At 66.4% G+C, this 12893-nt stretch carries 12 protein-coding genes and 1 tRNA gene; 5 read left to right on the plus strand and 8 right to left on the minus strand.

Going from position 1 to position 12893, the window contains the following annotated elements:
• Positions 1-134: 134 nt before the first annotated feature.
• The 8 genes from ACSC1W_RS11080 to ACSC1W_RS11115 form a co-directional block, all read right to left on the minus strand.
• Positions 135-956 (minus strand): nucleoside phosphorylase, encoded by an 822-nt coding sequence (locus ACSC1W_RS11080; protein ID WP_435347506.1) that lies wholly within the window; start codon positions 954-956, stop codon positions 135-137.
• Positions 957-990: 34 nt separating this feature from the next.
• Positions 991-1389, minus strand: a complete 399-nt coding sequence (gene cdd / locus ACSC1W_RS11085; protein WP_435347508.1) for a cytidine deaminase — start codon at positions 1387-1389, stop codon at positions 991-993.
• 51 nt (positions 1390-1440) lie between these two features.
• Positions 1441-2568 carry an ABC transporter permease gene (locus tag ACSC1W_RS11090; RefSeq protein WP_435347509.1) on the minus strand — a complete coding sequence of 376 codons (1128 nt, stop codon included), beginning with the start codon at positions 2566-2568 and terminating at the stop codon, positions 1441-1443.
• 64 nt (positions 2569-2632) lie between these two features.
• On the minus strand, positions 2633-3931 hold the full coding sequence (locus ACSC1W_RS11095) for an ABC transporter permease (RefSeq protein ID WP_435347511.1): 1299 nt from the start codon (positions 3929-3931) through the stop codon (positions 2633-2635).
• Positions 3928-5478: an ABC transporter ATP-binding protein gene (locus ACSC1W_RS11100; protein WP_435347513.1), complete on the minus strand. Its 1551-nt coding sequence runs from the start codon at positions 5476-5478 to the stop codon at positions 3928-3930. The genes ACSC1W_RS11095 and ACSC1W_RS11100 overlap by 4 nt, the downstream gene beginning before the upstream one ends.
• A gap of 38 nt (positions 5479-5516) precedes the next feature.
• Positions 5517-6659 carry a BMP family lipoprotein gene (locus tag ACSC1W_RS11105; RefSeq protein ID WP_435347515.1) on the minus strand — a complete coding sequence of 381 codons (1143 nt, stop codon included), beginning with the start codon at positions 6657-6659 and terminating at the stop codon, positions 5517-5519.
• A gap of 147 nt (positions 6660-6806) precedes the next feature.
• Positions 6807-8186, minus strand: a complete 1380-nt coding sequence (locus ACSC1W_RS11110; RefSeq protein WP_435347516.1) for a phosphohexomutase domain-containing protein — start codon at positions 8184-8186, stop codon at positions 6807-6809.
• Between the two features lie 268 nt (positions 8187-8454).
• The gene (locus ACSC1W_RS11115) at positions 8455-8925 is read right to left on the minus strand and encodes a DUF5793 family protein (protein WP_435347518.1); all 471 of its coding nucleotides are present in this window, start codon (positions 8923-8925) and stop codon (positions 8455-8457) included.
• 172 nt (positions 8926-9097) lie between these two features.
• Here ACSC1W_RS11115 and ACSC1W_RS11120 point away from each other — a divergent pair, with 172 nt between their 5' ends.
• The 5 genes from ACSC1W_RS11120 to ACSC1W_RS11140 all read left to right on the plus strand — a co-directional run bounded on the left by ACSC1W_RS11120 (position 9098) and on the right by ACSC1W_RS11140 (position 12884).
• On the plus strand, positions 9098-9661 hold the full coding sequence (locus ACSC1W_RS11120) for a DUF7549 family protein (protein ID WP_435347519.1): 564 nt from the start codon (positions 9098-9100) through the stop codon (positions 9659-9661).
• A 69-nt stretch (positions 9662-9730) separates the two neighbouring features.
• A complete protein-coding gene (locus tag ACSC1W_RS11125; protein ID WP_435347520.1) occupies positions 9731-10372 on the plus strand; it encodes a class I SAM-dependent methyltransferase in 642 nt (213 codons plus the stop codon).
• Positions 10373-10730: 358 nt separating this feature from the next.
• Entirely contained in the window at positions 10731-11792 is a 1062-nt protein-coding gene (locus tag ACSC1W_RS11130; RefSeq protein ID WP_435347521.1) for an NAD(P)/FAD-dependent oxidoreductase, read from the plus strand.
• A 220-nt stretch (positions 11793-12012) separates the two neighbouring features.
• Positions 12013-12083, plus strand: a tRNA-Gly gene (locus tag ACSC1W_RS11135).
• A gap of 336 nt (positions 12084-12419) precedes the next feature.
• Complete coding sequence (locus ACSC1W_RS11140; protein ID WP_435347522.1) at positions 12420-12884, plus strand: FxLYD domain-containing protein; 465 nt, start codon at positions 12420-12422, stop codon at positions 12882-12884.
• The last annotated feature ends 9 nt before the right edge of the window (positions 12885-12893 follow it).

Genomic DNA, 12893 nt, shown 5'->3' on the forward strand with positions numbered 1-12893 from the left:
CGCCCGACGGTTTATACCCGAGACCGCACCCAGAACCCGCGTGTCCTGACGGAACCCACGCGGGGGACGAGGCGGGTGTGCGACACACCCCGCGTGCGTAGCTGCGTCGCCTGCTCGCAACGATCGACCGCCTGTCAGTCGATGGACAGTCCCGCGTGCCAGCGGTCGACGCCCGCCTCCGCCTTCACCCGGTCCATCTCGGCCAGGAGTTTCACCGCGAGCGACCCCGTCTCCGATGCCCGGCGTTCGCCCTCCGTCCGGAACTCGCCGGTGACGCGGTTGGCGTACACCGAACAGACAGCGCCGGCACGTAGACCGTAGACGTTGGCGACGGTGAGAAGCGCTGCGGCCTCCATCTCGATGTTCTTCACGTTGGCCGCCTGCAAGTGGTCGACGAGGTCCTCGGCGCCCTCCGCCATGAACTCCTCGAACCCGGGTCGACCCTGTCCGGAGTAGAACGAGTCGGCCGACATCGTCACGCCGGTGTGGTAGTCGTAGCCAAGTCGCTCGGCGGCGGCGACGAGCGCACATACGACCTCGTGGTCCGCGGTGGCGGGGTACTCCGAACGAACGTACTCCTTGCTCGTGCCCTCCTGTCGCAACCCGCCGGTGGTGATGACCAGGTCGCCGACCGACATCTCGGGCTGGATAGCACCACAGGACCCGACGCGGATGAAGGTGTCCGCCCCGACGCGGGCGAGTTCCTCCAGCGCGATGGCGGCCGACGGCGACCCGATGCCGGTCGAGGTGACCGAGATGGGTTCGCCGTCGTAGGTCCCCGTCGCCGTCCGGTACTCGCGGTGGTACGCCACCTCCTGGGCGTCGTCCCAGAACCCGGTTATCTTGTCTACCCGTTCCGGGTTGCCAGGCAGCAGAACGGTGTCCGCGACGTCGCCCGGACCGACCTCGAGATGGTACTGCACGTCCGCGTTCGGGTCTTCGCTATCGCCGGTCATACTGGCGCTTCAGGACCCGAGAACTAAGGTCTATTCACTGCTTGCCGAGGGTCTCCGCCGTGATCGTGTTCGGGAGGAGTTCGCCGAGCGTGTAGGCCGTCGCCTCCTCGCCCTCGTCACAGAGGACGACGAAGTCGTCGTCGCAGAACTCCGAGAGCGTCTGCCGGCACATCCCACACGGCGTGACCCCGTCGCGCTTCCCCGACGTCACCGCGATGCGCTGGAACTCGTGGTACCCGTCCGCGACTGCCTTGCCGACGGCCACCTCCTCGGCGTGGAGGCTGTTCGAGTAGTTCGCGTTCTCGACGTTACAGCCCCGGTACACCGTCCCGTCGGCGGTCAGCAACGCGGCACCGACGGTGTACTCGGAGTACGGTGCGTACGAGTTAGACAGCGCGTCGCGGGCCTGCTCGACGAGGGCAGCGTCGTCCATGTCACCCCGTAGGACGGTCTCCCTCAAGTAGGAACTGGGTTCGGGCGTGGGTCAGTCCTCGCCCGACTCGTAGTGCTCGCCGGCGGCGGCGGGCAGTCGAGTCTTCCCGACCAGCACGAGGACGATGACGACCACGAGGTACGGCAGCATCAGGAAGAACTCCGTCGGGATGCCGACGTCCTGCAACCGGAGTTGCACCGCCTGTAGCCCGGAGAAGAGGTAGGACGCGGCGAACGCGCCGAACGGGTTGTAGTTCCCGAAGAGGTACGCCGCGATGGCGATGAACCCACGACCGTCGACCATCGTCTGGCCGGCGCCGATGAACTGTCCGACGCTGCCGATGGAGAGCGCGGTCCCGCCGATACCGGTGAAGAACCCGGAGATGAGCACCGCCGTGTAGCGGACGCGGTTGACGTTCACGCCGACGGTGTCCAGGGCTTTCGGGTTCTCGCCACTCGCGCGGACCCAGTAGCCGAAGTTGGTCCGGTTCAGCCCGTACCAGCCGACCGGGACCGCGACGAGCATCATGAACACCATCGGACTCGCCTCGAACAGTATCGGCCCGACGAAGGGTATCTCAGAGAGGAGCGGAATCGACCAGTCGCCGACGGTGCCGACGCGGGCCGTCGACGGCTGTCCGTAGAACACCTTCGACGCGAACGGCGCGAGGCCGAGTGCGACCAGCCAGACCGCCAGGCCGGCGATTATCTGGTCCGCCTCGAACTCGATGCAGATGACGGCGAACAGGAGCGAGAACAGCATGCTCGCGAGGACGCCGCCGACGAAGCCGAGCCAGATGTTCGGGACGACGAACTGCAGACCGGGGTCGACGGTGTACACCCTCCCGCCGAGGTCGAACGAGACGACCGGCGGGAAGCCGGTGGTCCCCGCAGAGCCCAGCAGGTCGGCGACGAGCACGCTCACGAACGCCGAGACGATGAGCAGCCCCTCGAGTCCGATGTTGATGATGCCGCTCTTCTCGGCGTAGATGCCGCCGATGGCAGTCAGCGCGATGGGGACAGCCAGGCGGAGCGACGACTCGATGGTGCTCTGGCTGGTCGCCGTCCAGAATATCGTCCCGGCGGTCGAACGGGGTGCGAGGATGCCCCACACCGAGAGGACGACCAGTCCGAGGACCGCCGTGGCTGTCGCGACCAGTCGAAGGCTGTCTCTGTCCATCGTCCGCACCTCCGTCCACCCTCCGGTCGGACCGACACGTCGAACGTACCGTCGAAGGTCGTCTCTATCCATCGTCCTCACCTCCGTCGGTCGCGACGGCACCGACGCGCTCGTCCTCGTCGAACGAGAGTCGTGCGCCGACCATGCGGAAGAACTCCGGCATGGCGACGAACAGGATGATGAGGCCCGAGAGGACGCCGACGAGTTCCGGCGGGACGTCGGTCTGGAAGTTGAGCGCGTTCCCGCCGCTCTTGAGGACGCCGAACAGGATAGACCCGAACACCACGCCCAGCGGGTTGTTCCCGGCGAGGACGGAGACCGTGATGCCGTCGAAGCCGAGCGACGGGACCTCGCCGCCGGTCAGGAACCGGCCGTTCGCGAGGAGTATCCACAGGGCACCGCCGATACCGCCGAGTGCGCCGGACAGCGTCATGCTGGCGACGATGGTCCGCTCGGCGTCGACGCCGGCGTAGGTCGCCGCCTCGGGCTGGAGGCCGCTCGTCCGGACGTCGAACCCGAACGAGGTCCCCCACAGGAGGTAGTAGATGCCGGCCGCCAGTACCAGCGCGAGGACGAACGCTAGCAGGGAGAACCGACTCCCCTGGAAGCCGAACGGGAGACTCGGCACGAGCGAGTTCGCTGGCACCATCCGCGTCTGGGTGCCGCCGGCCGAGGCCGGGTCCTGGAAGTACTCCTTCACGATGAGCGTCGACCCGTACACGGCGACGAAGTTCAGCATGATGGTGGTGATGACCTCGTTCGCGTCGGCGTAGGCCTTCAGCGCGCCCGGTATCGCACCCCAGATGCCACCCGCGACCGCGCCGGCGACCAGTGCGAGCGGCAGGAGGACGACCGTGCCGGCGAGGCCGGCCGGTGCGACGCCTGCGACCGTGAGCACGACGACGGCCGCCGCGAGGGCACCGAATATCATCTGCCCCTGCGTCCCGATGTTGAACAGGCCGGCGCGAAACGCCACGGCGACCGACAGGCCCGTGAACAGCAGGAGCGTCGTCCGCTGGAGGAAGACCTCCATCGAGAAGTTCGTCGGCGACCACCCGCTCTCCCACGGCAGTCCGCCGATGGCCCCGATGAACAGTTTCTCGTAGACGTTGATCGGGTCGTAACAGGCAGCCTGCCCGAACAGCGAGACGTTGCCCTCGAACAGGAGTAGCTCGAAGCTTCCGGGGAGCGGAATCGCGACGTGGTAGAACGCGCTCTGCTGGCAACTCGCGGCGAGGCCGGAGACGAAGACGAGGACGCCCCCGACGACGATGGAGAGTGCGAGCGCCGCGAGACTGATGACGGCGCGCTCGGCACCGGATGCGCCGACCAGGCGTTCGAGGAGGTCGCGGGCGCGACTCACTGGTCACCACCCGCCCTGACCGTCCGGACGTCGTCCGGGTACTCGCCGGCCATGAGGAGCCCGACGTCCTCCTCCGTCGTCTCGTCCGGGTCGACCACGTCGACCAGTTCCCCCTCGTACATCACGCCGAGGCGGTCCGAAAGCTGGCGGACCTCGTCGAGTTTCGACGAGACGAGCAACACCGCCCGGTTCCGTTCGCGCAGGTCGAGCAACCGCTCGTGGATGAACTCGGTCGACCCGATGTCGACTCCCCGCGTCGGGTGGGTCGCGACGACGACGGACGGGTCGCGTTCGAACTCCCGGCCGACGATGAACTTCTGCTGGTTCCCGCCGGAGAGGGAGTGCGCGTCGGCGTCCGGGCTGGGCGGCCGGACGTCGTAGGTCTCGATAATCTCCTCGGCGTGGGTTCGGACCTCGTCCCAGTCGATGCGTCCCTGGTCGGAGAAGGGCTGGGTGTGTTGACTGCCCAGCAGCCCGTTCTCGACGAGGTCGAAGTCCATCACGAGGCCGCGCTCGTGACGGTCCTCGGGGATGTACGCCATCCCGTCTTCGATGCGCTCGCGTCGCGAGCGGTCGGTGAGGTCCGCACCGTCGACGACGATGCGACCGCTGGTCGGGTCGGCGAGGCCGGTGATGACCTCGACGAGTTCCGACTGCCCGTTGCCGTCCACCCCCGCGATGCCGAACACCTCGCCCTCGCGGACCTCGAAACTGACGCCGTCGACGCGGTCGATGCCGTCGGCGTCGGTGACGGTCACGTCCTCGACGGCGAGCGTCGTCTCGCCCGCGTCGTGCGGCTGCGGGTCGACTTCGAGCAGGACCTCGCGTCCGACCATCATCTTCGCGAGCTCGTCGCGTGTGGTGCCGTCGGCGTCGACGGTCGCGATGCTCTTGCCGTCGCGCAGGACGGTGATGTCGTCGGCGGCGTGCATCGCCTCGCCGAGTTTGTGCGTGATGAAGATGACCGTCTTCCCCTGCGAGGTGAGTTCTTCGAGCACCGTGTAGAGGTCGTCGACCTCCTGTGGCGTCAGGACCGCCGTCGGTTCGTCGAGGATGAGAACGTCCGCCCCGCGGTACAGCGCCTTGAGAATCTCGACGCGCTGCTGGACGCCGACGCTGACCTCCTCGACGGTGGCCGTGGGTTCGACGTCGAATCCGTAGCGCCGGCTGAGTTCCCGGACCTCCTCGTTGGCCCGCGCCGTGTCCACGGCCAGGCCGAAGTACTTCCGTGGTTCCCGCCCCAGGACGATGTTCTCGGCGACGGTCATCGGGTCGACCAGCATGAAGTGCTGGTGTATCATCCCGATGCCGGTGTCGATGGCGTCGCGTGGCGAGTCGAACTCCCGGCGTTCGCCACCGACGTGTATCTCCCCTTCCTCCGGTTGCAAGAGCCCGTAGAGCACGTTCATCAGCGTCGTCTTCCCCGCACCGTTCTCGCCGAGAAGTGCGTGAACGGACCCCTCCTCGACGGTCAGGTCGACGTCGTCGTTCGCGACGACGCCGGGGAAGCGTTTCGTGATACCTGCAAGTCTGACTGCTTTACTCATGGGCTCCAGATGAAACGTGGGTCATCTCGGACACCGACTCAGAGTTCGGTCGGAACCGTGATCTCCCCGTCGATGATGGCCTGTCGCGAGTCTTCGACTGCGGTCTTGATGTCGGACGGGAGCGAATCGCCCAGGGTCTGCCCGTAGACGCAGGCGACCCCGTCGGCCTCGAGACCGAGCGTGACGACGCCGCCGCCCTGGAAGTTGCCGTTGACCTCGGATTCGATGGCGTTGAACACCGCGGTGTCGACGCGCTTGACCATGCTCGCGATGATGTAGTCCGCGAAGTCGGGTTCGCTCCGGGACTGGTCAGCGTCGACGCCGATGGCGTACTTGCCACGCTCCTGTGCGGCCTGGAAGACCCCGAGACCGGACGCGCCGGCAGCGTGGTAGATGATGTCCGCTCCGGCGTCGTACATCGAGAGCGCCGCCTCACGGGCGGTCGCGGCGTCGTTGAACGACCCGACGTAGGTGGACTCGACGGTCACGTCGCCGTTCGCGTACTCGATGCCGGCCTCGTAGCCGGCCTGGAACTTGTTGATGAGCGGGACGTCGAGACCGCCGACGAAGCCGACGGTCGTGGAATCGGGGGACGTCGACCCGCCGCCCGCCGAGAAGTCCCGCGTGGTCAGGAGGCCGGCGAGGTGGCCGACCTGGAACGAGCCCTCGTGCTCGCGGAACACGTAGTTCGCCACGTTCTCCTTCTCGACCACGGAGTCGACGAGCTGGAAGTGCTGGTCCGGGTACTGCTCGGCGTTCTGCGTGACCGCGTCGGTCTGGGCGAACCCGATGCAGGAGATGAGGTCGTAGTCGGGGTCCCCCGACTCGGCGAACTGGCGCTGTGCCGGCGAGAAGTCGGAGTTCTGCTCCGGCTGTGCCTGGTCGAAGGAGATACCGAGTTCGTCCCGGGCCTGGATGGCACCCTGCTGGGCCATGTCGTTGAACGACTTGTCGCCCAGGCCACCGGTCGCGTAGACCATCCCGACGTTAACGTCGGAGCCACCGTCACCACCATCGGTGGTCTCCGTCGTCCCGTCGTCGGTCGAGTCGGTCTCGGTGTCCGTATCCGTGTCCGTGTTCCCACCGGTGTCGTCCGTGCTGCTGATACACCCCGCCAGAGCGAGCGTTCCCGTGAGGCCTGCACCCTTCAGGAACGTTCGCCGACCACTGTTCGAGCGCATTACAGCCTCGAAGGAGTACCATCAGGAAAAACCCTTTGGAATGCAAGTGAACGTTACAAAATTCGGCGTTTTCATAATCGAGACGGCGAATAAATTCACAGCAGTGTCGGTGATATGAGACCGCGTAGCCGGTCGGGGGTTCGACCGTCAGGCCGCTTCGACGGCGCGCTCGACGATGCCCGTCGCCTCGTCGACCAGTTCGTCGACGTCGTCGCTCTCCGCGTACACCCGGACGTACGGTTCGGTCCCGCTCGGTCTGACGAGTACCCACGAGCCGTCGGTCAGGTCGATGCGAACGCCGTAGTCGGTATCGACGCTCGCGTCGGGGAACGCCTCGGGAAGCGTGGTCGCCAGTCGGTCCATCGCAGCCTCCTTGGCATCGTCCGGGCAGTCGACGCTGACCTTCCGGTACGGTCGCTCGCTGATGGGGGCACGCAGCGGTGCCAGGCCGCCGGCGTCGGCGACGAGTGCCGAGACGACTGCGGCACTTGCGACGCCGTCGATCCACCCGCCGAAGGCCGTGTGGACGTGCTTCCACGGTTCGGCGGCGAAGACGACCTCGGTCCCGTCGCCACCGGCCGCCCGTTCCCGGGCGATGCCCTCGTGCAGGGCACCGAGTCGGACGCGTTCGACCCGCCCGCCGGCCTCCGAGACGTGCTCGTCGATTCGCGCCGAGGCGTTCGGCGTCGTCACGACGACGGGGTCCGCCGCGTCGCTCTGCCCGGCGTAGTAGCCGGCCAGAATCGCGAGCACGGTGTCCTCGTGGACGACCTCGCCGTCGCCGGTGACGACGACGATGCGGTCGGCGTCCCCGTCGTGTGCCAGACCCAGGTGGAAGTCGTTGGATTCGAGGAACCGGACGAAGTCGGTCAGCGTCTCAGGCGTCGGCTTCGACGGTCGGCCCGGGAAGTGACCGTCGACGTTGGCGTTGAGAGCCACCACCTCGCCCCCGAGTTCACGGAGCACCTGGGGGGTGGCGATGCTCGCCATCCCGTTCCCACAGTCGACGGCGACCCGCAGTCCCGCCAGCGGGTCGGCCGCGGAGTCGCCAGTCTCCGACACGAGGTCCCGGGCGTAGTCGGCGACTGCATCGCGGTACGTGCCGAGGACCGACTCCCGAAAGCCGTCCCCCCACTCGTCCCACGCGACGGCCGCCGTCTCGTCGGCGACGCGCGCTTCGACCCGGTGTTCTGCGTCGCGGTCGTACTCGACGCCGTCGGCGAACAGTTTGATGCCGTTGTCCGCCGGCGGGTTGTGGCTGGCCGTCAGCATCACGCCCCGACGCTCCTGCGAGGCGAACGCCAGCGCAGGCGTCGGGAGTTGCCCCGCGCGGGCCACCGTCGCACCAGCACTCTCGAGGCCCGCCTCCATCGCGGCGGCCAGCGCCGCACCGGTCTCCCGACCGTCGCGGGCCACGACGAAGTCGTCGCCGTCGCGTCCGGCCGCCCTCCCCACCGCCATCGCGAGTTCCGGCGTCACCCGGTCCTCGACGGGGCCTCGTATCCCAGCGGTGCCGAACAGTGTCATGTCCGGGGGTTGCTCCGACGACTACTTAATTGGTAGCATACGCACGTCAGACGGCCTGGTGCGACTCGCCGTCGAACGTGACGGGGCAATCAGCAGCGACCCGTGTTCCGGTTCGGCCGGGTCCCGACGGCCAGGCCCCGACCGGTCACACCGTGGCCAGCAACGCCGTCGGGGTCGGCACTCGACGCAGTGGCTCACGACGTACGGACGAACGACGAGACAGGAGGACCGTTCGACGGACGGGACGAGATGTCCGTCTGCTGGCCGTCTAGAGTTCGACGCCGCTCGGGATGAGGCTCTGGTTCCGGAGGAGGTTGCCCTCCGCGTTGTAGACGAGGAAGGTGCTCTTCTCGTAGGTGACGAAGTCCTCGCCGTCGAGCAGGATGTGCACCGTGTACTCGCCCTCGTCGCCGGCGCTCTCCCCGTAGCGCCGTGCCGCCCGGATGAACTTGAGGACGTCGTCGGCGGTCTCGTTGAGTTCGAGGAGGAAGTCCCCGGTCACCCGGTTGGTCACGCTCACGACCCCCTGTGCGTCCGGGTCGTCGACCGATGTCTGTAATCGAAACGTCACGTCCGTCTCGGACGCATCGAGCGGTTCGTCTTCGGGACCGGTGAGGCGCTCTCGGAGTGTCGAAACTGGACCCTCGAACGAGATGGTAACGGTAGGTTTCTGTGGACTGCCGTCCTCGTCGACCCAGTCGACGTTGCTGACCTGCAAAGTGAAGTAGTCACGCCTCATTCCACGACTCAAACTTCGTCCTCACGGGGTATGAACGTAACGCCTGCCACATCGTTCTGCCGGTCTCCCACGTCGTCAGAATCGACAGACTCGGTACACTTCTCTGCACCGGTGCTCGACGCCGACGACTGCACCGACGGGTTTTAGGTCGGTGGCGGTTCGGTCTCAGGGTATGGTGTGGATCAACTCCGACTACGTCGAGGAGTTCGCCGTGCTCACGACCTGGTTGTCGGTGCTACTACCGTGGTCGGTCGTCCAGGGGAACATCTCGGTCCTCGACGGGGGCGGGAAGGAGACGGAGGTCGTCATCCTGCGGTTCCCGCTGTTCGGGATTCGCTACGTCTTCGGGTCGGGCGTGTTCGACGGGACGACGGTACAGACGCCGTACGGGTTCTTCCAGGGAACCTCGGCGTCCGCCGCCGCAGGGGCAGCGTCGCAGTCGGCGGCTCACCTCGCGTGGACGGTCGCGGCCGTCGCCTTCCTCGCGATGTTCGTCCTGAGTCTGGCGATGTATCTCGAGGTCGACGTCCTCCGGGCGCTTCCGGGGCGGGGCGTCTACGTCGTCGGCGCACTCATGCTCGTTCTGGCTGTGACGTACACCGTGGCGGCACTGGTCCTGAACGCCCACCAGGCGACGAAGATACTGGGACTCGACCTCTTCGTCCCGGTCGGACTCCTCGGGACGCTGTTCTTCTACCTCTTCGGGGGCCTGACCCTGTTCGCGGACCGGACGTAGGCCGTCGCCGTTCGCGTTTGCCATGCGTGGAACGGAACCGCTAACCCGGCGGCCCGCCACGGCCGGACCATGGACCGTTCGTCGCGCACGACGCGGGACACCTACGACCGCATCGCCGAGCACTTCGCCTCGACGCGGGAGTACGCCTGGCCCGAGACCGGGGCGTTCCTCGACGGCCGTCGCGGTCACCGCGGACTCGACCTCGGGTGTGGGAACGGCCGCAACGCCGAACTCCTCGCCGACCACTGCGAGTGCGTCGTCGGACTGGACATCTCGGGAGCGTTGCTCGCGCAGGCACGCCAGCGCGCCGTCGACCACGCCTTCGAACTCGAACTCGTCCAGGGCGACGCGTCACGCCTCCCGTTCGGGGCCGACCGCTTCGACCTCGTCGTCTACGTCGCGACGCTCCATCACCTCCCGACGGTTGCCGACCGTCGCCGCAGCCTCGACGAACTCGCACGTGTGCTCGCACCAGGTGGCCGTGCACTGGTCTCGGTCTGGAGTACGGCCCACGACAGGTTCGACCGCGAGGAGGGCTTCGACACCACCGTCGACTGGACGCTCCCGGGCGGCGAGTCGATTCCGCGCTTCTATCACATCTACAGTCCGGACGAGTTCGACTCCGACCTCGCTGCAAGCGCCCTCTCTGTCGTGGAGAGTCGGGTCTCCTCGGGCAACTGCTACGCCGTCGTTGAACAGAAAAGCCCTTAAGTTCTCGCCGTCAAACTAATCGTGCGCACACCCGTTGGTGTGGGATTCGCGTGCCTCGTAGGCCCTCGCGCACGGCTCACCGGGGCGACTGCAGTGATGCGTTCACATCACTGCGCTCGGTTTCGACCCGGCCCCAACCGGCACGGTCGCCGGGACCGGACGGGTCCCCGTTCTCTCTCTCTCGACACGACTGTCCAGCGAGCCACGGCTACGCCGTGTCCCGGTTCCGGGTGGCCACGCCAGCAGTCCGCGATAGCGTCGGACGGGGGAGTGTGGTATGCTAGTGTTACCCGGGTGTCCAGTGCCGGCGCACTCTCGCTCTACCCTTAAGGCGGGTCGACCGCTACTTCTTCGACAGATGGATACCGAGACCGATGGAACCGAGTACGAGGTCGTCGTCGTCGGCGGCGGCCCGGCAGGGCTACAGACGGCACTGTACACGACGCGCCTGGGCCACGACACGGCGGTCGTGGACCGTGGCGGCGGCCGTGCGGCGATGATGCTCGACACGCACAACGTCGTCGGCGTCGAGGAGTCCGTCTCCGGCAACGAGTTCCTCCAGACGGCCCGCGACCAGGTCGAGGCCTACGGCGCTGACCTGTACCGTGACTTCGTCACCGACGTCGAACCCACCGAGGACGGTCGGTTCCGCCTCACCGCCGGTGAGGGGGAGCTCGTCGCCGACCGGGTGGTCCTCGCCGTCGGATTCAGCGACGCGCACCCCGACCCACCGCTCCCGCGGACGGGCAAGGGCCTGCACTACTGCCTGCACTGTGACGCCTACATGTTCGTCGACCGCCCGGTGTACGTCATGGGCAACGGGGAGAGCGCCGCCTACGTGGCGATGATCATGCTGAACTTCACCGACGAGGTGGACCTGCTCCTCCGTGGCGACGACCCGGAGTGGAGCGACGAGACGGACGAACTGCTCCGCGCCCACCCCGTCGACGTCGTCGAACCAGAGATAACGGGCATGAACAAGAGCGACGACGGCTGGCTCGAATCGTTCGAGTTCGAGGACGGGTCTGTCCGCCCCTACAGGGGCGGCTTCCCGATGTACGGGGCGAAGTACAACACGGACCTGGCGGAAGGCCTCGGCTGCGAACTCAACGACGACGGGACCGTCGTCGTCGACGACCACGGCCAGACCACCGTCGAGGGCGTCTACGCTGTCGGCGACGTCACCCCCGGGCACAACCAGATTCCCGTCGCCCTGGGCGAGGGTGCCCAGGCCGGAATCGCCGTCCACTACGACCTCCGGGAGTTCCCCCGGAGCATCGACGAGATACGCGCCGATGGCCCGGTCTCGCCGTCGGACGTCCCCGGTATCGGTGACCGCGTCCGCGCCGCGGCCGCCGAGTTCGAGGAGGCCCGCGCTCCGCCCCTCGAAGACGGAACCGCGACCCCGGCCGACGACTGACCCCGGTCCAAAGGGTAAGGTCCTTATTGCACCGTCTGAAACTGGAGGGTGAGCGTCGGCCCCCACGGCATGGAGGTCGGGGCGGATGAAGCGCGCCGGTGTCTCGCGGAACGAAGTGACGCGGGGCTCTGCGCGCGAGGAACGAAGTGGCGGACTGCGCCGGTGTCTCGCGGAACGAAGTGACGCGGGGCTCTGCGCGCGAGGAACGAAGTGACGAAGCGCGCCGGTGGTCTAGTGGCAGGACCTGAGCCTTCCAAGCTCATGGCCCGGGTTCAAATCCCGGCCGGCGCATTCTGCGAGGAACTTCCGTGACGAGCGAATGCGTCACGGCGGGATTTGAAGCAGGGAGCAAATCGAAGATTTGCGACCGAGGTTCACAATCCCGGCCGGCGCATCGTTGTCCCGAAAATCGTGAGAGACGTGATCGCTCGCTGTGCGTGGACCACGTATAACCATAATACATTATAATTATACTTTGCCAGAACAATTACGAATATAGTTGGTAGGTCCACACTGTCGTGGCTAGCAAAACGCCAGATATCTACGTAACAATGCCGAGCTAATGAAAACTCTACTGGACCAGTAATGTAATAACTATTATATCTTCCCAGAGTGGATACTCTCTCCATGAACCGTCGAGAGTACGTAATCGTAAGCGGAACTGCACTGTGCCCTCCTCTCGTTGCAGGCTGTACTGAGGACGAGACTGATTCGGACAGTGGAGAGGCAAACGTCGGGGGAGACGGTGGTGAAGGCGATGGCTCCGGTTCCGCAGAGACCACCAATTCCGGAGACACTGTTTCCCAGTCAGCCACCGACGACCGGCCGGACTTCGAGATTCTCGAGCACGAGTTCTATCGGGAGACGTTCAGCGGTGTTCGGGGTACTGCCCGCAACAACACTGATAGCGAATTATCGTACGCCCAAGTCGAGGTCACCTTCCTAGACGAGGCGGATACCCAAATCGGAGAAGGGCTCGATAACGTCAGTGAACTCGCAGCAGGTCGGTCGTGGGAATTCGACTGCGTGTACCTCGGGAACAGTCCAGAGAGAATCGCTTCGTACGAGATAGAGGCATCGACCGGTTTCTAAATCCGGAAT

It is taken from the genome of Haloarchaeobius marinus, from assembly GCF_051207415.1.
GTDB lineage: Archaea > Halobacteriota > Halobacteria > Halobacteriales > Natrialbaceae > Haloarchaeobius.

Bases quoted from the DNA above. Each gene is read 5' to 3' on its own strand.
- ACSC1W_RS11125 (WP_435347520.1), top strand. From the start codon at position 9,731: ATGGACCGTTCGTCGCGCACGACGCGGGACACCTACGACCGCATCGCC.
- ACSC1W_RS11100 (WP_435347513.1), bottom strand. From the start codon at position 5,478: ATGAGTAAAGCAGTCAGACTTGCAGGTATCACGAAACGCTTCCCCGGC.
- ACSC1W_RS11105 (WP_435347515.1), bottom strand. From the start codon at position 6,659: ATGCGCTCGAACAGTGGTCGGCGAACGTTCCTGAAGGGTGCAGGCCTC.
- ACSC1W_RS11130 (WP_435347521.1), top strand. From the start codon at position 10,731: ATGGATACCGAGACCGATGGAACCGAGTACGAGGTCGTCGTCGTCGGC.
- ACSC1W_RS11090 (WP_435347509.1), bottom strand. From the start codon at position 2,568: ATGGACAGAGACAGCCTTCGACTGGTCGCGACAGCCACGGCGGTCCTC.
- ACSC1W_RS11140 (WP_435347522.1), top strand. From the start codon at position 12,420: ATGAACCGTCGAGAGTACGTAATCGTAAGCGGAACTGCACTGTGCCCT.
- cdd (WP_435347508.1), bottom strand. From the start codon at position 1,389: ATGGACGACGCTGCCCTCGTCGAGCAGGCCCGCGACGCGCTGTCTAAC.
- ACSC1W_RS11115 (WP_435347518.1), bottom strand. From the start codon at position 8,925: ATGAGGCGTGACTACTTCACTTTGCAGGTCAGCAACGTCGACTGGGTC.
- ACSC1W_RS11110 (WP_435347516.1), bottom strand. From the start codon at position 8,186: ATGACACTGTTCGGCACCGCTGGGATACGAGGCCCCGTCGAGGACCGG.
- ACSC1W_RS11080 (WP_435347506.1), bottom strand. From the start codon at position 956: ATGACCGGCGATAGCGAAGACCCGAACGCGGACGTGCAGTACCATCTC.
- ACSC1W_RS11120 (WP_435347519.1), top strand. From the start codon at position 9,098: ATGGTGTGGATCAACTCCGACTACGTCGAGGAGTTCGCCGTGCTCACG.